This is a genomic window from Photorhabdus akhurstii (assembly GCF_018448925.1).
GTDB classification, from domain to species: Bacteria; Pseudomonadota; Gammaproteobacteria; order Enterobacterales; family Enterobacteriaceae; genus Photorhabdus; species Photorhabdus akhurstii.
Genome location: NZ_RCWE01000001.1, coordinates 13325 through 33879, shown reverse-complemented (window position 1 = coordinate 33879; position 20555 = coordinate 13325). Strand labels below are relative to the sequence as shown.

Annotated in this window: 19 protein-coding genes and 1 pseudogene; 14 read left to right on the top strand and 6 right to left on the bottom strand. The window is 37.4% G+C overall.

Annotated features, from left to right (window positions below):
• Window positions 1-178: 178 nt before the first annotated feature.
• Entirely contained in the window at window positions 179-742 is a 564-nt protein-coding gene (locus tag EAE93_RS00160; protein WP_036814606.1) for an LOG family protein, read from the bottom strand.
• A 431-nt stretch (window positions 743-1173) separates the two neighbouring features.
• Between EAE93_RS00160 and rhtA the strand changes: the two genes are divergently transcribed.
• The 3 genes from rhtA to EAE93_RS00145 all read left to right on the top strand — a co-directional run bounded on the left by rhtA (window position 1174) and on the right by EAE93_RS00145 (window position 3293).
• The gene (gene rhtA, locus EAE93_RS00155; protein ID WP_110086421.1) at window positions 1174-2067 is read left to right on the top strand and encodes a threonine/homoserine exporter RhtA; all 894 of its coding nucleotides are present in this window, start codon (window positions 1174-1176) and stop codon (window positions 2065-2067) included.
• A gap of 279 nt (window positions 2068-2346) precedes the next feature.
• Entirely contained in the window at window positions 2347-2853 is a 507-nt protein-coding gene (gene dps / locus EAE93_RS00150; protein WP_105398909.1) for a DNA starvation/stationary phase protection protein Dps, read from the top strand.
• 218 nt (window positions 2854-3071) lie between these two features.
• Window positions 3072-3293 carry an alkylphosphonate utilization protein gene (locus EAE93_RS00145; RefSeq protein WP_036814603.1) on the top strand — a complete coding sequence of 74 codons (222 nt, stop codon included), beginning with the start codon at window positions 3072-3074 and terminating at the stop codon, window positions 3291-3293.
• 160 nt (window positions 3294-3453) lie between these two features.
• Here EAE93_RS00145 and EAE93_RS00140 read toward each other — a convergent pair whose 3' ends face one another.
• Entirely contained in the window at window positions 3454-3861 is a 408-nt protein-coding gene (locus EAE93_RS00140) for a hypothetical protein (RefSeq protein ID WP_181147847.1), read from the bottom strand.
• Window positions 3839-4525: a hypothetical protein gene (locus tag EAE93_RS00135; protein WP_214038808.1), complete on the bottom strand. Its 687-nt coding sequence runs from the start codon at window positions 4523-4525 to the stop codon at window positions 3839-3841. The genes EAE93_RS00140 and EAE93_RS00135 overlap by 23 nt, the downstream gene beginning before the upstream one ends.
• Before the next feature lie 421 nt (window positions 4526-4946).
• Here EAE93_RS00135 and EAE93_RS25445 point away from each other — a divergent pair, with 421 nt between their 5' ends.
• The 4 genes and pseudogenes from EAE93_RS25445 to EAE93_RS00120 all read left to right on the top strand — a co-directional run bounded on the left by EAE93_RS25445 (window position 4947) and on the right by EAE93_RS00120 (window position 7731).
• A complete protein-coding gene (locus tag EAE93_RS25445; RefSeq protein ID WP_072165121.1) occupies window positions 4947-5165 on the top strand; it encodes a type II toxin-antitoxin system RelE/ParE family toxin in 219 nt (72 codons plus the stop codon).
• Between the two features lie 2 nt (window positions 5166-5167).
• Window positions 5168-5353 (top strand): annotated as a pseudogene (locus EAE93_RS00130) (helix-turn-helix domain-containing transcriptional regulator); the annotation flags it as partial.
• Window positions 5354-5586: 233 nt separating this feature from the next.
• Complete coding sequence (gene dkgB, locus EAE93_RS00125; RefSeq protein ID WP_036814601.1) at window positions 5587-6393, top strand: 2,5-didehydrogluconate reductase DkgB; 807 nt, start codon at window positions 5587-5589, stop codon at window positions 6391-6393.
• A gap of 237 nt (window positions 6394-6630) precedes the next feature.
• Window positions 6631-7731 carry an alkene reductase gene (locus EAE93_RS00120; protein WP_036814600.1) on the top strand — a complete coding sequence of 367 codons (1101 nt, stop codon included), beginning with the start codon at window positions 6631-6633 and terminating at the stop codon, window positions 7729-7731.
• Window positions 7732-7896: 165 nt separating this feature from the next.
• Here the strand turns inward: EAE93_RS00120 and yafC are convergent, their stop codons facing one another.
• Both yafC and dinG read right to left on the bottom strand, forming a co-directional pair.
• Window positions 7897-8826, bottom strand: a complete 930-nt coding sequence (gene yafC / locus EAE93_RS00115; RefSeq protein WP_214038807.1) for a DNA-binding transcriptional regulator YafC — start codon at window positions 8824-8826, stop codon at window positions 7897-7899.
• A 261-nt stretch (window positions 8827-9087) separates the two neighbouring features.
• The gene (gene dinG / locus EAE93_RS00110) at window positions 9088-11223 is read right to left on the bottom strand and encodes an ATP-dependent DNA helicase DinG (protein ID WP_214038806.1); all 2136 of its coding nucleotides are present in this window, start codon (window positions 11221-11223) and stop codon (window positions 9088-9090) included.
• A gap of 164 nt (window positions 11224-11387) precedes the next feature.
• On the opposite strand from dinG, the gene EAE93_RS00105 reads away from it, so the two are divergent.
• From EAE93_RS00105 to EAE93_RS00075, 7 genes are all read left to right on the top strand, one after another.
• A complete protein-coding gene (locus tag EAE93_RS00105) occupies window positions 11388-11549 on the top strand; it encodes a hypothetical protein (RefSeq protein WP_162835243.1) in 162 nt (53 codons plus the stop codon).
• A 62-nt stretch (window positions 11550-11611) separates the two neighbouring features.
• The gene (sseA, locus tag EAE93_RS00100) at window positions 11612-12451 is read left to right on the top strand and encodes a 3-mercaptopyruvate sulfurtransferase (protein ID WP_214038805.1); all 840 of its coding nucleotides are present in this window, start codon (window positions 11612-11614) and stop codon (window positions 12449-12451) included.
• Window positions 12452-12915: 464 nt separating this feature from the next.
• Window positions 12916-14040, top strand: a complete 1125-nt coding sequence (locus tag EAE93_RS00095; RefSeq protein WP_214038804.1) for a lipase family protein — start codon at window positions 12916-12918, stop codon at window positions 14038-14040.
• Between the two features lie 480 nt (window positions 14041-14520).
• The gene (locus EAE93_RS00090; RefSeq protein WP_040150986.1) at window positions 14521-15639 is read left to right on the top strand and encodes a lipase family protein; all 1119 of its coding nucleotides are present in this window, start codon (window positions 14521-14523) and stop codon (window positions 15637-15639) included.
• A gap of 379 nt (window positions 15640-16018) precedes the next feature.
• A complete protein-coding gene (locus EAE93_RS00085) occupies window positions 16019-17095 on the top strand; it encodes a lipase family protein (RefSeq protein ID WP_036814594.1) in 1077 nt (358 codons plus the stop codon).
• Window positions 17096-17574: 479 nt separating this feature from the next.
• On the top strand, window positions 17575-18687 hold the full coding sequence (locus EAE93_RS00080) for a lipase family protein (RefSeq protein ID WP_214038803.1): 1113 nt from the start codon (window positions 17575-17577) through the stop codon (window positions 18685-18687).
• A 250-nt stretch (window positions 18688-18937) separates the two neighbouring features.
• Window positions 18938-19492 (top strand): GNAT family N-acetyltransferase, encoded by a 555-nt coding sequence (locus EAE93_RS00075; protein WP_214038802.1) that lies wholly within the window; start codon window positions 18938-18940, stop codon window positions 19490-19492.
• Between the two features lie 127 nt (window positions 19493-19619).
• On the opposite strand, the gene dusC is transcribed toward EAE93_RS00075, so the two are convergent.
• Complete coding sequence (gene dusC / locus EAE93_RS00070) at window positions 19620-20552, bottom strand: tRNA dihydrouridine(16) synthase DusC (RefSeq protein ID WP_214038801.1); 933 nt, start codon at window positions 20550-20552, stop codon at window positions 19620-19622.
• Window positions 20553-20555: the final 3 nt, after the last annotated feature.

Here is a 20555-nt window from a genome sequence, read left to right as displayed (position 1 = left end):
TTATTTATTTCGAGAAGCAATATCTGTATCTCCATTTTGGATAATACAATTAACTCAACCTGATTAAAATAGTGATTTCTAGCCACTACATTTAATACTCTTATCAGCTCAAGTTTTATTTTCTGGTTCCTTATTTACAGTATTAAAATGATATCGCTTTTTCATTATAAAATTGATTTTAATATGTTTTTATCGATGGCGCCCGATAAGTATCAAAACGATCGAGTAAGATAGCAGGATCTTGTTCGATTATTGCCATATGACGATATTTTTCATGCAAAAATTGCTCATCCGCCATTTTATTAATCATGGCAATGAGCGGATCATAAAAGTTATTAATATTAAGAATACCGCAAGGTTTTGTATGTAACCCAATCTGACTCCAGGTAAATACCTCGCTAAACTCTTCCAACGTACCAAAACCACCAGGCAAAGCAACAAAACCATCAGCTAATTCAATCATTTTGTTTTTACGCTGATGCATAGTTTCAACAACGTATAATTCAGTCAGATTTTTATGTGATATTTCCCGTGCTTCCAATAATGTTGGAATAACACCAATCACTTTCCCGCCCTCTGCCAAAACCGTATTAGCAACAGTTCCCATAATACCTACACTGGCGCCACCATAAATAAGCGTAAGATTACGTTTAACCAATTCCTTTGCGAAGATAATGACATTTTCTTTATAGATTTCAGATACACCCAGACTTGAACCACAATAAACAGCAATACTTTTCATTATCTCAGCTCCTGTTGCTTTATCTCCACATGAAAATCAGGATTATACGTTAATATCACAATCATACAACTCACTTATAAAACTGATATCAAGCAAAACAAAATAAGAATGGCTTTTTCATATTCAATATATTAGCATTAATCATAACTTATGCTTAATTATTATGATATGAAATCAAACATCAATCAGATTGTAATAAATACCTTCATCACTTGTAATCCCTCAATTATCAACACATCAAAATAAAATATAGATTTATATCAGGATTATATTTCAATAATAAAATTTAATTTCACTATAACCATATAATATGGTCTAATAAATGAAAAATATTTCGTTAAAATTATATTCTCTAAACCTATTGAGTTATCTACGTTTCACTGCGAAGATTATCGGTCAGATCATTTGATTTTAATTGAGGTTTTGCCCGGATGTCTTCTTCCAAGCTCCAAAAGAGTGCCTTTCCATTAATACCTGTAATACTGTTACTGCTTGCCATGACATCAATTCAGAGCGGTGCTTCTCTTGCCAAAACGCTGTTTCCGGTCATCGGCGCACCGGGTGTTACCGCACTGCGCCTAGGTCTTGGAACTATCATTCTGTTTATTATTTTTAAACCCTGGCGTCTGCGTTTTAGCCGAAAATCCATCATGCCGCTGCTTACCTATGGTATTGCTCTTGGCGCGATGAATTATACATTCTATATGGCGCTGACAACTATTCCTTTAGGTATTGCCGTGGCCCTTGAGTTTACCGGCCCGCTGGCTGTAGCTATGTTCTCATCACGCCGACCAATAGATTTTCTCTGGGTGGCATTGGTTATCACCGGCTTAGCTTTCCTACTCCCCATTGGCAATAATAATATTAATAACTTAGATCCTATAGGGATCATTTATGCACTCAGCGCGGGTGTTTGCTGGGCGCTATATATTATTTTCGGCCAACGCGCCGGTGCAGGTCATGGAGCAGCAACAGTGTCTGTTGGTTCATTTATCGCTGCTATGATATTTTTCCCTGTCGGTTTGATCCAAACAGGGCCAGAACTATTATTTGACATGTCCATTCTCCCTCTGGCGCTGGCAATTGCGATTCTATCTACTGCATTCCCATATACACTGGAAATGATCGCTCTGACCCGTTTACCCGCACAGACATTTGGTACTCTGATGAGCCTTGAACCCGCACTGGGTGCGCTATCTGGTATTGTATTTCTGAATGAACATTTGACTATAACGCAATGGCTGGCACTATTCTGTATTATTTTTGCCTCCATCGGTTCTACGTCAACAATAAAAGGAAAACCTAAAATCACCGAAGTCGATTAATTATTTTCTTTAATCGAGATAAAATGGAAGCCGGAGTCATAACGTTATTCTCCGGTTTTTTTATAAATGAATTCATTCATGATTAAGTTATTCACACAAATTCATCTGATAAATTATTATATTTTTCAATATTATTATAAGAATTCTATGATAAATATTTTTCCTATAAAAATTAACTATTGATTTAATAGGAACAAGCTATATGATTTAAGACTAATATTGAGTTACATTCGTCTCAGTCAATAAAAAACTCATTATTAATACCAAGGGAAAACTATTATGGATACTGCAAGATTAATCAAAACAGGGATATCCACACTACTTTATACTCGCAATGATATCGATGATGATATTAAACAGGAAACCATTGAAATTCTAAACCACATGGTTATCCAATTTATTGATCTTTCGCTGCTTACCAAACAAGCACATTGGAACATGCGTGGCAGAAATTTCATTTCCATCCATGAAATGCTGGATACCTTTCGTACCACGATTACTGAACATACGGATATTTTTGCAGAAAGAGTCGTACAACTTGGTGGAACAGCTCTTGGCACCGTACAAGAAATTAGTAGACACACAATATTGAAAAGTTACCCAACAAATATCCATGACGTACAGGACCACCTAAAAGCACTAGCCGACCGTTATGCTGTTGTCGCTAATGATATCCGCAAAGCGATGGATGAAGTTGAGGATGAAAACACCGCGGATATGTTAACCGCCGCCTCCCGTGATCTCGACAAATTCTTATGGTTTATTGAAGCAAGCGTTGAGCAGTAAAATATAAAGAGCCGTCATATTAAGAGCTCTGAGACTTACAGGCCCCTGTTAACAACGGGGGCCTGTTTACATTAACCTTTCATTACCCAAGACTCCGACACAGCAAAACATCATAAAATGCCCGCCATACGGATAAATTTCGCTATATTCTTTAAAAATCAGCACAAATTGTCTATAATCCACACTTATTTTCAGAAATAACTTGAGGAAATAATAAAATGGATGGCGAAGTAAAAGATAGTAACGGCACCCTACTTAATGATGGCGATTCTGTACAGATCATTAAGGATCTAAAAGTAAAGGGTACATCAGCAACGCTAAAACGCGGCACTTTAATTAAAAATATCCGTTTAACTCATCGTGACGATGAAATCGAATGTAACGCAGATAAAATCAGAGGGTTAGTATTGAAAACCTGTTTCCTGAAAAAAGTAGGATAAATCGCCTTTTCTATCGATCTTATTTACCGGATTAGCGATAAAAAAAGGGGGGAGAAGGCTGCTCAAGGGCAACCTTGTTAAGCGGTGAGCGAAGCGAACTAACAGCCCCCCTTTCTTTATGTCTATGCTTATAACTATCGTTAAAACAATCTAATATCTTTTAATTTTTCTCAACGGAGAACAAAACCGTGCGATCTGTATCACCTTGTTTTATCTTTATAAAAATATTACCTTTACTCCAATACTCACCGCCATTTTTCATAAATCCTATATTTTCAATATAGTTTATTAACTCTATTTTACGATTCGGATTAACATTTGAAAATACAACCTCGTTAATCATTGGTTTTGTCCCATCAGGTGAATCGTAATAAATAATATAGTCACTTGAAATAAATGGAATTCCTTTAATTTCATCAAAAGTGAACATATTATATTTAATAAAGTCATTTTTCGTATATGACAAATTAATATTTACAAATAAAACAGGGATAATTAAAACCATCCCCAAACAAATAAATATAATAAATATTTTTTTTATAAATTTATTCAATTTCAATGCCAACATCTCTTTTTACACCTATGTTATATCCAGTTTTATCGTTAATATGTATTAATACTTGACTTCCATCTATATCATTTATAGGTGATATAGTATTCAAAAATGCGGGTAAAGACGAATAATAAGGTCTGGCGTTATTAGGATATCTTTCAGGATCAGGGAACAACAAAGGCTTGAACATTTTATTTTTATATTTACCTATAGGGCCATAGTAGTCCCACCGCTTTAATGCGTTACTTTTACTTACAGGATTAAGATGAGGTAAATAGTTTATTTGATTTATAGCCTGGTAAAAACCAAGTAAGTTAGAAACCAAATCTTCACCGCTATACCCACTATCCGTATACCAATTAAAGGGAAATGAATCCTGATGAGATTCAAATAAATGGCTTGTATACATCATAATAGTAAGAGCAACTCTCCGCTTATCATGTAAAGATAGCCCTCTCCTGACTTTCCACCTTGTTATTTTAGCTGTTCCATACTCCAACCCTAACCCCATATATTGTGAATATTTAATAATAAAATAAGGCTCCTTAGTATCATCCCCTGAATTTATAGCAGCCATTAACCTTCTAGCATCATCTCCCTTAGCATGACCTACATCTACCCATCCCAACTTTTCAGTATAAACCAACCTTCCTCTTTCTATATCGCTTCTCTTACTCATGAAAACTCCTGTAACTCATTAAAGGAATCAGCTCACAAAACCACACTAAACCATACTTATCCAACTTTCTTGTCTCATACTTTTTCGGTCCTAGCTACTTTTTCTTTAATTTTTCGAAATTATCTGCAATAACCTTTTCCCTTCACCAAGTGAATTAATAGTAAACGTTTCACTAGGACTGTCTCAGAAAAATACAACTTTAACAACGAGTTGCTAATAGAATCAACTTCACGTAACCAATGGTTAATTAAAATTTTTTCAATGTAAGGAAGCGCCATTTCATCAGATACTGATTTAATCCACTGCCACACTGAACCCGGTGTTTTTTGTTGCACTAGGAGATCACTAGTCTGAAAAGTCACACATTAATATTCATCAGTTATATTGACAAAATTGTAGCTTTAAAGCTACAACATGCCACATGAATACGATTAAACATTACCCCATTTCCGATGAACGGGATTTACATATAGAGTTCCTGAAAGAGATTCGTGACCCGATAGCGAAATCAAAAATTTCGTCGCGGGTTAACCGGATGGTCACAGGAAATTTTGGTGATCATAAACCATGCAGAGAAGGTGTCTGGGAGCTTCATATAGACCTGGCTATTGCATGCCTGAAAGATTACTTAAAGAGGTGATTATGACCAAAGCACGTTTACATGATGATGCGATGGCGCAGCTTCTCCGCGAAGACCCTGAATTTGCGCAGTACTATCTGCATCAGGATTTTGTTGATATGGATGAAGAAGGCGGGCAGGAAACGTTTCTAATAGCATTGCGCCACGTAGTAGAGGCGCATGGAGGAATGGCTCAGATTGCTGACAAAAAGCGCAAGAATATAAAAAACAATATATAGAGCTAAATTAAGCTTGAGAAAAATATCAAAAAACTAACTATGCCTCTTGTTAAATGAAGTTCCTGTAAATAATTTATTTAAATTAATTTAAGTTATATCTTTGTCATATCAGCAAAAGACTTCTGCGTTTATTGCTCTTTTTTATTGCAATTTATCTCATGATAATAAAACCTTTCTTAATTAAATATTAAATGAGGCTTATTATGTCTGTTCCTGCATTTGGATTAGGTACTTTTCGTTTGAAAGATGATGTTGTGATTACATCAGTAAAAAATGCTCTTGAATTGGGATATCGTGCAATTGATACAGCACAGATTTATGAGAATGAAGCAGCGGTAGGACAAGCCATAGAAGAAAGCGGTGTAGCCCGTGAAGATATCTATATCACGACAAAAATCTGGACAGAAAATTTGGGCAAGGAAAAATTGATACCGAGTCTTAAAGAGAGTATAGCTAAGCTGCGCACTGATTATGTTGACTTGACGTTAATTCATTGGCCATCCCCAAATAACGTTGTCAGTGTTGATGAAACAATGAATGCGTTACTGGCCGCCAAAAATATGGGATTGACACGAGAAATCGGCGTTTCAAACTTTACCATTGATCTAATGCAACAGGCTATCGATGCAGTAGGTGTTGAACACATCGCCACGAACCAGATTGAACTTTCTCCCTATCTACAAAACTGTCATGTGACAGCTTGGGCGAAAGATCATGGAATTCATATCACTTCCTATATGACCCTTGCTTATAGTAAAGCTCTTCAAGATGAGGTTATCGGACGCATAGCCACAAAACATCAGGCCACTCCTGCGCAGGTGATTTTGTCTTGGGCGATGACATTAGGTTATAGCGTGATCCCTTCTTCAACTAAACGCGAAAATTTACAAAGTAATCTGAGGGCTTCCATGCTTAGACTTGATGCAAACGATATGACGGCTATCGCCACACTTGACCGTAACGAACGCCTGGTTAGTCCGAAAGAGCTTGCTCCGCAATGGGATAATTAATTACTCCCACTTCTTAATAAACTCGATAATCTCTTAGCGTTGCAGGAGAATATTTGTTTATTTCAGCTCCTTCGGGAGCTGTTTACATATTTACTTAGATATAAAAAAACTCGAACATTTTTACATTTACAGCAAAAGTCTTTTGTACTAATAAGCCTTTTTAGAAAGAATTCGCGAAGCATAATATCTCCATATACACAAATTAAAATCAATGATTAATGAAGAGTGAGGAATATTATGCTGTTTGAACGCTATTCTCTGAATGGTTTGTCGTTATCTAATCGCATTGTTATGCCGCCAATGACACGTTCACGGGCCGGAACAGACGGTATAGCGACTGATTTGATGGCTGAATATTATGCCCAACGTGCCAGTGCGGGACTAATTATCAGCGAAGGTACACAAATCAGCCAACAGGGACAAGGATATGCATGGACGCCAGGTATTTATAAGTCTGAGCAAGTAATAGGATGGAAAAAAGTAACAGATGCGGTACATATGGCAGGAGGCAAAATTTTTGCTCAATTATGGCATGTAGGACGTGTTTCACACACTATTCTACAACCTAATAATTCTGCGCCTGTTTCTCCTTCTGCCCTTCAAGCAAAAGGTGTAAAAGTTTTTCTAGATGTGGAAGGCCGTGGACCTGAACATGGTATCGGTGAAATGGTACAACACTCGCAGCCACGGGCGCTGACACTCGATGAAATTCCAGATATCGTAAATGATTATGTTCAAGCGGCAAATAATGCTATTGCCGCCGGTTTTGATGGCGTAGAGCTTCATGCGGCGAATGGTTATCTTATTAATCAGTTTATTGATTCTCAGACCAACCTACGAGATGACGAATATGGTGGAACTTTACAAAATCGCTTACGTTTCTTGAGAGAAGTCGCTGCGTCAGTGGCTACCGCAATAGGGAAAGATAAGCTAGGTGTTCGCCTGGCGCCACTCACAACCCTGATGGGTTCAAAAGATGACACGCCCGAAGCAACTTATCTGGCTGCCGCGAGTGTGCTGAATAATATCGGGGTAGCTTATATTCATATTGCCGAAGCTGACTGGGAAGACGCTCCCGTCATGCCAGTCGCCTTCAAAGAAGCTTTTCGCATACTTTATCACGGCACGCTGATATATTCGGGAAAATACACTTTGGAACGCGCGGAAGAAGCGCTAACTAAAGGCTGGGCGGATCTGATCGGATTTGGTCGCTCCTTTATTGCTAATCCAGATTTACCCTATCGTCTTGCCAATAGGCTAGAACTAAATCCGCCGATAAAAGAAAAATTTTTCGGTGGTAATGCGGAAGGTTATACCGATTATTTGGCTATAAGCTAATAGAAATCCCTCCCACTCTTTTAAAGAGTGGGAAAATTGTGATGAAATAATTCATTCTTACTGTCAAGGCGTCTAATTTTCTATTTCAAAAGAGAATATGTTATGACTGAAACAAACTCATTTAGCAATTTTCGGAGGAATTACTCTTTCCCGCAAATAGGATAACTAATTCTTCCCACTTTTTAATAAACTCGTTAACCCCCTTTGGGAACTGTTTACATATTCACTCAGAAAATCGATAAATGCTCTAATTCGGGTGCTTACAGCCTGATCACTGTAATATACAGCATTGAAAGGCATCCCGACGGGTAATCGTTTTTCAACCAACAGTTCAACAAGTTCACCGCTGACAATCTCCTGATCAATCATATAATCAGACAGACACGCGATACCATTACCCGTTACACATAATTGTTTAAGGGTTTCACCACTGTTGGAAGAAAGTCCCACTGTTATTTCATGTAGTTGCCCGTCCTGACAGGCTATCGGCCAGGTATTAAGTGATACCGGCTCGGTAAAACCAAGACAAATATGATTTTTCAACTCATCGATACATTGCGGTATGCCATATTTTTTCAGATATTCAGGAGAGGCGACAATTTTTCGGTAGCTGGAAAAAAGTGGTCTGGCTCGAAGACTGGAGTCGGTTAAGTTGCCTGCACGAATGGCAATATCCACTTTGCGCTCAATCAGATTGATATAAGTTTCCGAAGAAATTAATGATAACGTTATTTCTGGGTAGCGTTCGCGAAAAGGTTTAATCAGTGGTATCAGTAAATGTAATACGACTGGTGTTGCAGCATCGATACGCAATAAACCACTTGGCGTATGTTTAGATTCCATAAGTTCAGTTTCAGCGGCTGCCATTTCTTGTAGAACATGCTGAACTCGACGGAAATAACGCTGACCTTCTTCGGTTAGACTAAGCTGACGGGTTGTGCGATTGAGCAAACTCACACCTAGTTTCTTTTCAAGTTTTTTTATAGAACGGCTCACGGCGGAATTTGCTAATTGCAGATGTTCCGCCGCACGACTAAAACTCCCGCTTTCCACTACTGACACGAAAATTGTCAACTCTTCTGAATTTGCTTTCATTATTGCCTTTCTTGCAAAAGAGTATTGATATTTTAAACATTTTTGTTATTAAAACACTTTTTCATATTAAATGCTATCAGCAGACATTAATTACAGTGATATCGCACCACTGGACAACACTGTCTGGAAAAAAGCTGTACGGGGCGATTCTATTATCCGATAAAAACATAAATTTCGTTCATGTAAGACTAAAACAATCTCATATTGCTATGCTACTACCAATAACCACAAGAATCGCCCTGCTTTCGCCAAGTGTGAGTTTCAATTATCCTTTTTCATGTTCCCAATTTCCGCCGCTGAAAGAACTTCCGGCTGCTCAATGGGAAAAACGGGCAAAGCCTGCAATAATCTTGGGCCATACCTTTTGCTCAGTAAGCGCCTGTCATAAATCACCACATCACCATAGCATTCATGACTACGGATAAGTCTCCCGACTTGCTGAATAAGGCTAAAAGAAGCACTTGGTAAACTCTGCACTTCAAAAGGATAACGTTTAAGTGATTTCAACCATTCGCTTTCAGTAATAATGACCGGATTATTCACTGGCGGAAATGAGATTTTTTGAATGTGAACTTGGGATAGATAATCCCCCTTTAAATCCAAACCTTCCGCAAAAGATTGCAATCCAATCAGCACACTACATTGTCCCTCATTGATACGCTGACAATGTGTTTCCACTAACCGATAACGTGGCTGATCACCCTGCACAAGTAACATCAGGCGTAAGTCTGTCACATAAGAGAGAAAGATATCCATCGCCCTCTGACTGCTGAACAAAATCAACATGCCTTTATGTTGCTGCCTCAGCAATTGAGCCCTGAAATAACACGCCATTTCTTGCAAATGAGCGGCTTCATTGTGAAGTGTCGGTTCCAATGACATTTTGGGAATAACCAATTTGCCCTGCCGCATATGATCAAAAGGTGATGACAATGCGACAAAACGGTCGCCTGCTTTTTCAGTTAACCCGGTCAACTCCTGAATACGAGAAAAACTATTCAGAGAACGAAGCGTTGCCGATGTCACGACGACATGAGGAATACTGCGCCAAAGCAGTTGATTAAGCTGTTCGCTGACTCTGATGCCGGCACAATGGAAATAGAGATGTGACTGATTTCTTTCATCACGGCGTCTCAGCCATTTTGATATCGGCGCACTGGATGACTCTTCCAACGCCGCCAAACGCCACAGCTTAGCCATATTTTCAAAATATCCAAGCGCACGGCTGGTATGCAAAATAGAACGATGCAATCTGACAATATCCTGCTTAGCCGTCCGGTCAGTTAAATCATTCAGTATCGCTTCTGTTAATCCCCGTAAACCATCGGTCAATTTAAATAACTGCTGACAACAAAGCAGCAAATTATCCGGCAATTTACCCATCTCAAACAGATACTCATCGACTTCATTCTTTTCAGGTAAAAGCGCCTGAGTGATAGTGGCAAGCTCTCTAAAGCATTCCCGTAGTTTTTCACAGTGTTCATTCAGGCGACTAGCATTAGCTAGGCGCGGCGGCTTTGCCGGATGGAATTGCACCAGATATTGCTCAACATGACGAACAAAAGTATCTAATTGACCATTAAGTTGAAACAGGGTGATTTCCCCCTCAACTTCCAGAGAATCCCTGGCAACATCAGGTATATGGTGTCCTTCGTCGAGGACCAATAGTAAATTTTTAGCATCAGGCAGTACTGACTCACTTTCCAATGCCGCCATCACTAACGCATGGTTAGCCACCACCACATCGACATTTTCGATCTCACGGCGAGCAATAAAAAATGGGCAACGATGATAATAGTGACAGTTACGCCCCAGACAATTTGCTTTATCCGTGCTCACTTTCCCCCACAAAGCATCGGACAAAGCCAGTGTATGGTGATCACGCAATCCATCCCAAGCAAAGGTTGTGTAATCACTACGCAACCGACGACACAATTCCCTCTCTTCACTATTAGCAAGTTCTGTTTTGTCCTCAACCAAAAACATAAGATCAATCTGTTCGCTATCGGTTGCACAGATAGCTTCAAGATTGCGTGGACAGACATAACGACCACGACCAAAAGCACCGGTAAATTTCAGATCAGGAATAATTTTGCGCAACAGTGGCAGATCTTTACTGTAAATCTGATCTTGTAAAGCGACATTCGCCGTACTGACAACCAATGGCTTACTTTCCGCTCTACTGATAGCAATGCCAGGTAGCAGGTAAGAGAGGGTTTTACCAATGCCTGTTGGCGCCTCAATAACCAAATGACGACCTTCTTGATCCGCCAGCGTTTTTGCAACTTCGGCAATCATCTGTCGCTGCGGAGCACGAGAAATAAAACCATCAATATGTTGAGGTAATGCTTTATACCACTGGCTTATCTGATTTTTTATTGAATTGGAAAGTGCCATTGAATTCTCTGCCATACAACCGGGGCGCTATTGTCCCACAGAGCAGAAATGAAATCAGCTTCATGTCGAGGCGACAATCAACTCGTTTGTTAAATTGGCGAGCACCTTGCCAGCTATTCAGAACGCTATATACTTCCTATTTTCTACAACACCTGAGAACAATAATGAAAAAGCTCCTTATCATTTTCATCGCTATCTTTGCATTTGGTTCAATTGGCGGCGTATTCTTAGCGGGCCTTAATATGTATACCCGCTCAACCACACCGATAGAATCACTAACCAATCAACAGCAAGAGACCGCTACAGCACCGATACAACAACAATAACGGGCTGTAACACTTATTTTATCCTTGTATCTAATTCATCTTCGTGTCAAGTGAGGGACCCCATGAATAACGCATACTTTGTCACTCCACAATGGTTAAAAGATCATCTTGATGATGAGAACATTGTCATCCTTGATGCAACCGCCCCACCGCCACCTCAACAAATTGATTGCCATAAACTTTGGCTGGATACCCATATTCCCGGCGCCCAATTTTTTGATTTAGACAAAGTTGCCAATCATCAAAGTGGATTGCCTCATATGTTGCCCGATCCGCAAACTTTTAGTCAGGCGGTTGGCGCAATGGGCATTAGTGAAAATCATCTCGTCGTGATTTATGACCAAGGCAATATGTTCTCTGCCCCTCGCGCGTGGTGGACATTTAAGATCTTCGGTAGCCATAACGTCCGTATTCTTGATGGCGGTTTACAAGGTTGGCAACAGGCAGGATTGCCAACAGAATCAGGTGAAGTGAAACGCAATCCCCAAATCTTTAGTGCCGATTTCAATGCCAACAAAGTGAAATCGCTGGAACACATTCTGGATTCGCTCAATGATCAACAGACCCAAATTGTCGATGCCAGAGCAACGGACCGTTTTCAAGCCAAAGCGCCAGAACCGCGCCCTGGCTTAAAAATGGGCCATATTCCCGGTAGTAAAAACGTTCCGTGGACCATGTTAGTAGAAAATGGTCATTTTAAATCAGCAAATGAAATAACAGATATTTTCCATCAGCAAGATGTCGATTTGACCAAATCTATTATCGCGAGTTGTGGATCGGGTATGACCGCTGCCGTTTTGGTGCTAGGTTTAGACATCATCGGTAAAAAAGATGTTTATTTATATGATGGCTCATGGGCTGAATGGGGAGCAGAAAATAACACCCTACCACTTGAAAAATAATTAAATACCATAGGGCATATCCACTCTATGCCCTTTAATTAATAACACCCAATCAAATCATTTTCGTACCGTTATATTTCAAAACCCCATTTATTAATTTCATTTCCCATTCTCATTTAATATTATTTTTTATCAATCATAGTTACATTAAATAATGAAATAAATATATTTATAAATTTAAATATTATTATTATCAACTTAAAATTCAACTCTGTTTTTTATTTAAAAATAAGATTAAGATACTATTCAAACAGGGATTATCTTTAGAAGAAACACATGAGGAGATCGACACCAAGTAAGGTTAAAAACTGATTGATTTTTATTTAAATATTTATCTGCCATACGTTTTACCAAAAAGAAATAAAAATAAAATATTCTTATGCGATGGGTTATAAAAAGTTGGATATTGATACTTTTACCAGAGCATAATATTAAAATTTATATTATGAAAATGGAGATTAAAAATGACTATTTCTCTTAAAGATCAAAGAATAAATCTCGCGCTCAGCTTTATCAGTGGTGCAGGAAGTATAATAACCGAAAAACCAGAACCGGCTATGGTTGCGGAAAACATTCAAACATCATTGGAAAAGAGCAAAGTAACCGCCAATAGATTCTCTGTTATTTGGGGACCCGCTGTTTTTCGTGTTGATAATGGAAAAAACACTAAAGATAATAAGGACGACCACGTTTTATTTATTGTAAAAAATCGCAAAATTCCTCATGATTATCGCATCGTTATCCGTGGATCATGGTCTGATGTTAACTGGCAGGTTGAAAACTTTGCTGTACACGAAACAGTAAATTGGTCACTTTGGGATCAAAATATCCCTGAAGAATTTAAAGACGCTAAAATCTCTTATGGAACCCACATCGCATTAGACTATATTGTTAATCAAGTAAAAAGTAACAATATTCCTGGTTATGGAGAATCACTCATTGAAGCAATTAATAAAATTGCTGCGGAAAAAGGTATTCATAATATTACCATCACCGGCCACAGTTTGGGTGGTATTCTCGCTTCTACCCTTGGATTATATTTAAAACGCTTATACCTTAATAAAGGGAATAACAATATTCGTATTCATGTTTGCTCTTTTGCCAGCCCAAATACCGGTAATGATGTTTTTGCCTCTTACATTAAATATGTCTTTAACCACACGTCAGCAACCAGCTATAAGAGCTATTTCTTAAGGGTCCATAATCAAAAAGATGTCATTTCCCTCATCTGGAATCTGGACGGATTAGAAAAGATTCCAACTATCTATGAACCATTAATTAAATTAGATGAAAAATTAATTGACAGATTTAAAAAGATTGTTCTGCTTGTGAAAGATAAGCGTTACACCAAACTCACGCCAGATTTATCTTTTACGGCACCTATTTTAAAATTAGATCTCAATAAGCAAGTTGTTTTTCAACATATTAAAGCCTATGCCAACCAATATGGCATGAATTTAGTGGAGGTTAATGACGGTACTAAACCACCTATTGATGATCTTGTGGTTATTAATAGTAATCTATCTCAAGATATCGTCGCTTATTTCTTACTTATACCTCTGCCTGATGGTAATATTAATGCAGAATAAATTTATTGTGCTTTATCTATATTTTATATAAAATTAATGGAGCCTTATTACAAAGGCTCAATTAAACAACAGCGACTTAAATATAATAATAAAATCACTTCCCTCTACATATCATTAGAATATCACTGATTTATAATCATTCCCAATGAAATTATTCACAAAGACGATCTCAAAGTTATTTATATATTACCACTATCAAGTAATAAATATAATTCTAAAAAATAGCAATAATATTTACATGTAATTATTCAATATATAATCTTGATCATTTACTTTTAATTTAAAAATAAATAATTTATATTTTTGTCAAATGAAGCAATATCAAAAAACCCATGTAATTATTTGACAGATTTAAAAGTTATTATTAACTTTAAGTTTAATTCTGTTTTTGTCTAAATGGAAGAAAAAAAGAATTAAATCTCGATATTTAAACCTACACCTCGCATTAATACTTATTACATGAAAAAATAGGGAGTAAAAATGACTATTTCTCGTGAAGATCAAAAAATAAATCTCGCGCTCAGCCTCGTTATTAACTCTGGAGGTATAAAAACTAGCAAACCAGAACCGGGCATTGTTTCGGAAAATATCCACAGATCATTGGAAAACAGTAAAGCAACAGCAAATAAATTCACTATCATCTGGGGACCCGCGGTGTTCCGCGTTGATGACGTTGGTGGGAAAAAAAGCGTTATAGATAAAAAGGATGATCACGTTCTATTCATTGCACAAAATCTCCATGACCCAAATGACTATCGCGTGGTTATTCGGGGATCATGGTCCGATATTAACTGGCTCAATGAAGATATTATTGTCTGTAAGACTCAAGATTGGGCACGATGGGATTCAAGATCACCTGAAAATGCCAAGATAGCCTATGGCACTGACATGGCATTAGGCTATATTCTTAATCAATTGAAAAGCAACAATCCTCCAGGTTATGGAGAATCACTCACTGATGCTATTGATAAAATTGCCCTGAAAGAAGGGATACAAAATATTACTATCACAGGACACAGTTTAGGAGGCGTACTATCTTCTACCATTGGTTTATATCTAAAGAGACGGTATCTTGATAAAAGAAGCAACAATATTCGAATTAATGTTTGTGCTTTTGCAGGCCCAACTGCTGGTAACGATGCTTTCGCATCCTACTCTGAATCTATTTTCAATGATATATCAGTAGCCGGTTACAAAAGTGATTTTCTGAGAATTCATAATAGTACAGATGTCGTTCCCTTAGCCTGGCATATAAAAGGTTTGGAGGAAGTTAAAGCTATCTATCCAGTGTTAACTGTCACAATTGATGCTCTTATTGTTTCCGTCCTTGATAAGAATTACACGCAAATTTCCCCAGATCTCCCTATTAATTCACAGATTCCAATATTACCAATAGCGTCGTTTGACGATTTACTGGTTAATATTGGCAATCAACATATTCGTGCCTATACCAAAGAGTATGGCATGAGTTTCATCACCATTGATGATAGTTCAAATATACCGACTGATTACGATATTGTTGTGGTTAATGATAGCCTATCCGAAAGTATCATTGATCTCTTCAAATTTTTAACCAAGGATAGAATTAGTATTACATAACTTTATTCCATCATGTAAAATATAAGTGGAGCCTTTATTAAAGGTTCCATTCATTGCAATAAATGACTTTCCATAAGCGACATTATACACAAAGTAATTTCATATAATCTTTCAAAGATGTAATGATATTTTCATGGAATTATTTGGCACATCACTTTTATCACCTATTTTTAATTTCGTAATAAATAATTTACATATCGCCAAATAAAATAACATTAAAAAATCCTTTGCACACATTTGACAGATTTAAAATTCATTATTAACTTTAAAATTAACTATATTTTTATTTAGACGGAAGATTAAAAAATTTAAACCTTGATGTTTGAGTCCAAACATCAGATCAATACTTATCATATGAAAGAAATAGACGGGGGTAAAAATGACGATATCTCTTGAAGAGCAAAAATTAAATCTCGCGTTAAGTCTTATTATCAATTCTGGAGAAATTTCTGACAAACCAGACAAAATAAACATCATTGAGTCTGATATTAATAAATCACTTAAAAGCAGTAAGACAACGGCAGATAAATTCTCTATCGTTTGGGGACCGGCAGTGTTCCGTATTGATAACAAATACCATGATAAAAAATATGATCACGTTGTAATGATTGTGAAAAATACCGACAATCCAAGTGATTATCGCCTTGTTATTCGAGGAACCTGGTCCCAGATTAATGCGATTGATGAAGATCTTCTTGTAGCTACAACTGTAGACTGGTCAAATTGGGATATAAATATCCCCCAAGAGTTTAAAGACGCTAAGATCTCCTATGGAACAGACTTAGCATTAAAGTCTCTTATTAATGGCAAGCCTCTTAATAAGGATTACGTATCACTAATCGATGAAATTGATAGAATTACCACAGAAGAAGGAAAAGATAAGATACTGAATATTACCGTCACGGGACACAGTTTGGGCGGTTTACTCGCTTCTACTATTGGTTTATATCTTAAAAGGCGCTACATCAACAACAACAATATACGTATTCACGTTTGCTCCTTTGCAGGCCCCACTGCCGGCAATGATATTTTCGCATCCTATTCTGACGCTTTTTTCAAAGGAACATTAAGCCCTAACTCTTATGAAAGTCATTTTCTGAGAATTCATAATAATCATGATATCGTTCCCTTGGCATGGGCTATCGAAGATTTAAAGAAAATTAAGGCTATCTATCCACATATAGCAATCGAAGTATTGGTTGATGCAGCTATTTTTTTTGTCCTCGATAAAAATTACACCCAGATCTTCCCAGATTACTCTTTTACTATAAAGATTCCAGACTCCATTCACGGCTTATTTAATAAGATAGGTTATCAACATATCGATGCATATCCCGAAGGCTATGGCATGAGTTTCATTCGAATCGAGAATGGTCCAGAGATACCGACTAGTTACGATATTGTTGTGGTTAATGATAGTCTATCCGAAAGGATTATTGATCTCTTCAAGTTTTAAACCAAAGATAAAATCGATATTACATAACTTTATCTTATTATGTATATATTTTATTTAAATGGAGCCTTTATTAAAGGCTTCATTAATTTCAATAAATTATAATTGAATAGAGCAAATAAATTATTTTTACTACCTATCACTAATTACAGTAATTCACTATCACTCACTTTGTAGATACCAATATAAATTGTTTTTCTTAGATAATATATAGCCACACCCTTCACGTTATCATTCCCAATAGTTAATATAATCTTACAAAAGCATAGCATAATTTTTATCAATTATTTCAAAGTTCATAATAGATAATTTATTTTGTTAAATAAAATAACTTTAAAAAATTATATACTCTCATTTAACAGATTTAAAGATTATTATTAACTTTTACTCTGTTATTTAGATAAAAACCCAAAATATTGATCATTGATGTTTAAGCTAACACATCAGATCAGCATTCATTATATTAAAAATTGGAAACAAAAATGACAATTTCTCTTGAAGATCAAAAAATAAATCTCGCGTTAGGCTTTATTATTAACTCGGGAAGTATAATAACATATCAACCAGAACCGGCTATCGTTTCAGAAAATATTCAAAAATCATTAGCAAGTAGTAAAGCGACAGCCAATAGATTCGCTATCACTTGGGGACCTGCTGTTTTTCGTGTCGGTAGTGTTGATGTTAATAAGAAAAAGAGTGCTACAGATAAAAAAGATGATCACGTTTTATTCGTTGTGAAAGATCTCAACAATCCAAACGATTATCGAATTGTTATTCGTGGATCATGGTCTGCTGTTAACTGGTTTGATGAGAATTTCAATGTAGGCACAACTGAAAACTGGTCAATTTGGGATTCAAAAGCCCCCAAAGATGCTAAAATTTCAAAAGGAACCCACATAACCTTAGACTATGTTGTCAACCAAATAAAGAGCAATAACCCACCTGGTTATGGAGAATCATTGATTGAAGCAATTGATAAAATTGCTCTGGAAGAAGGCGTACATAATATTACTCTTACAGGGCACAGTTTAGGCGGTGTAATGGCCTCTACGCTTGGTGTGTATTTAAAGAGACGTTATATTGATAAAGGAAATAATAATATTCGTATTCATGTTTCTTCCTTTGCTGCCCCAACTGCCGGTAACGATGTTTTTGCATCTTATAGTGAATCTGTTTTTAATGGAACATTACTCTCTAGCTATAAAAGTAATTTCCTCCGAGTCCACAATCGTAAAGATATCGTTACCCTCGCCTGGAGTGTAAAAGGATTAGAAGAAATTAAGGTTCTCTATCCAATATCAACTTTAATCGTTAACGGTTTTATCTCCGTCGTGAAGGATAAGAATTACACTCAACTTACGCCAGATTTAGCTTTTACTTCACCTGATTTAAAACCTTCTCAAGGTTTAATTGAAAAACTAGTATCTCGACACCTTGATGCTTATGCCAAAGAGTATGGCATGAGTTTTACTGTAGTTAATGATCGTTCTAATCCACCGACTGATTACGACATTGTTGTGATTAACGATGGTCAGTCTCGCAATATTAGAAACTTCCTCTCATCTATCATTCAAGATGAAGATAATACCTGTTAATTTCATCGTATTGACTCTTTTTATAACTTAGCCAAAATGGAACCTTGATTAAAGGTTCCATTCTTTTCCCAACGCACCCAGATCATTCATAGTAACCATTATCACATCAATTAAAATTTCTTTGACAAAAATATCACATAATGGTAATTAAATTCATTATCATCTAACAAGACAGGAGGAATCATTAATATTTCAATTAACACCTTTTGCTACTTTTTTATAAGACAGAACATTACAAAGGGAAACTAAAATGGAACAAAAAAAACTAGAAACCAAAAGATTAATATTATCTCCTTTAGAAAGTAAGGATCATATACAAATTCAAAACATCTTTCCTCAATGGGAAATTGTTCGCTATCTCACAGCAAACACCCCGTGGCCCTACCCAGATAATGGCGCCTGGGAATATATAAATAATATTGCGCTACCATCAATGGCAGAAGGAAATGCATGGTTTTGGACTATAAGAAAGAAGGATGAGCCATCTATAATAATAGGAATGATATCGCTATATGAGCAAGAAAATAATAATAGAGGTTTCTGGCTAGACCCACAATGGCATGGAAACGGATTTATGACCGAAGCTGTCCAAGTAGTTACCGATTTTTGGTTTAATACCCTAAATCGCAAAGTACTCAGAGCGCCTAAATCCAGTGACAATATTGCCTCAAAGAAAATATCAATTAAAAGTGGTATGCGGTTAATAAGACTAGAGAATAAAGATTTTGTTAGTGGAAGAATGCTCTCGGAAACATGGGAAATAACTCGCGACGAGTGGAATAACAATAATCCTCAAAAAGAGTAACGGTCTTACATATTCATGGGCATGCTTTTGCCTAAGCACTGCCCAAGTTCATTTTTCATAACAAAGAAGAGCAAAATAAAATAATAGCCCTAATGGAAACAGGTTTTAAGTTGCTCTTAATCATCTGTTATACCAAAGAGATCACATGCGCTATATCAGCAGATGTTTTTAACTTTCTTATCTCCTCAAACAGCGTTGTTGCCTCTCCATATTCTTTACGCAAATAACCAAGCCACTGTTTAATCCGGGCAACATGATATTGCCCGGTATCACCCTGCTTTTCCAACCGGATATATTTTTGCAGTAGTTGAACAACATCCTGCCAGCACATTTTTGGCTCGTTATATTTCACCACTCGGCTCAAATTAGGAACATGAAGCGCCCCTCGCCCAATCATGACCGCATCGCAGCCTGTCACACTCAGGCAATCCTGCGCGCTTTGCCAATCCCAAATCTCACCATTAGCGATAACCGGAATAGCAAGACGTTGGCGAATTTCACCAATCGCTTGCCAGTTAATACGCTCCGCTTGATAACCATCCTCTTTCGTTCGCCCATGAACCGTAATTTCCGTCGCGCCCGCCTGTTGTACCGCATCAGCAATTTCGAATTGCCGATCACCGCTATCCCAACCCAAGCGAACCTTAACCGTCACAGGCAAATGAGCAGGTACCGCTTCACGTATCGCTTTCGCTCCCTGATAAATCAGTTCAGGATCTTTTAGCAACGTTGCCCCGCCACCGCTGCCGTTGACCGTTTTTGACGGGCAACCGCAATTTAAATCAACTCCATAGGACCCTAATTCAATCGCTCGTGCCGCGTTTTCCGCCAGCCACTGTGGATATTGACCCAAGAGCTGAATCCGTACCAATGTGCCGGATGGCGTCCGGCTTTGGTTACGTAATTCAGGGCAAAGCCGATAAAAAGATTTTACCGGCAATAGGCTATCGACAACCCGTAAAAATTCCGTAATGCACAGATCATACTCGTTAATCTCACTCAGAAGTTCCCTGACCAAAGAGTCCAGCACACCTTCCATCGGCGCCAGTAAAACCCGCATTAA

Coding starts and splice junctions, on each gene's coding strand:
- EAE93_RS00160 (WP_036814606.1), bottom strand. CDS start 742: ATGAAAAGTATTGCTGTTTATTGTGGTTCAAGTCTGGGTGTATCTGAA.
- rhtA (WP_110086421.1), top strand. CDS start 1,174: ATGTCTTCTTCCAAGCTCCAAAAGAGTGCCTTTCCATTAATACCTGTA.
- dps (WP_105398909.1), top strand. CDS start 2,347: ATGGATACTGCAAGATTAATCAAAACAGGGATATCCACACTACTTTAT.
- EAE93_RS00145 (WP_036814603.1), top strand. CDS start 3,072: ATGGATGGCGAAGTAAAAGATAGTAACGGCACCCTACTTAATGATGGC.
- EAE93_RS00140 (WP_181147847.1), bottom strand. CDS start 3,861: ATGTTGGCATTGAAATTGAATAAATTTATAAAAAAAATATTTATTATA.
- EAE93_RS00135 (WP_214038808.1), bottom strand. CDS start 4,525: ATGAGTAAGAGAAGCGATATAGAAAGAGGAAGGTTGGTTTATACTGAA.
- EAE93_RS25445 (WP_072165121.1), top strand. CDS start 4,947: ATGAATACGATTAAACATTACCCCATTTCCGATGAACGGGATTTACAT.
- dkgB (WP_036814601.1), top strand. CDS start 5,587: ATGTCTGTTCCTGCATTTGGATTAGGTACTTTTCGTTTGAAAGATGAT.
- EAE93_RS00120 (WP_036814600.1), top strand. CDS start 6,631: ATGCTGTTTGAACGCTATTCTCTGAATGGTTTGTCGTTATCTAATCGC.
- yafC (WP_214038807.1), bottom strand. CDS start 8,826: ATGAAAGCAAATTCAGAAGAGTTGACAATTTTCGTGTCAGTAGTGGAA.
- dinG (WP_214038806.1), bottom strand. CDS start 11,223: ATGGCACTTTCCAATTCAATAAAAAATCAGATAAGCCAGTGGTATAAA.
- EAE93_RS00105 (WP_162835243.1), top strand. CDS start 11,388: ATGAAAAAGCTCCTTATCATTTTCATCGCTATCTTTGCATTTGGTTCA.
- sseA (WP_214038805.1), top strand. CDS start 11,612: ATGAATAACGCATACTTTGTCACTCCACAATGGTTAAAAGATCATCTT.
- EAE93_RS00095 (WP_214038804.1), top strand. CDS start 12,916: ATGACTATTTCTCTTAAAGATCAAAGAATAAATCTCGCGCTCAGCTTT.
- EAE93_RS00090 (WP_040150986.1), top strand. CDS start 14,521: ATGACTATTTCTCGTGAAGATCAAAAAATAAATCTCGCGCTCAGCCTC.
- EAE93_RS00085 (WP_036814594.1), top strand. CDS start 16,019: ATGACGATATCTCTTGAAGAGCAAAAATTAAATCTCGCGTTAAGTCTT.
- EAE93_RS00080 (WP_214038803.1), top strand. CDS start 17,575: ATGACAATTTCTCTTGAAGATCAAAAAATAAATCTCGCGTTAGGCTTT.
- EAE93_RS00075 (WP_214038802.1), top strand. CDS start 18,938: ATGGAACAAAAAAAACTAGAAACCAAAAGATTAATATTATCTCCTTTA.
- dusC (WP_214038801.1), bottom strand. CDS start 20,552: ATGCGGGTTTTACTGGCGCCGATGGAAGGTGTGCTGGACTCTTTGGTC.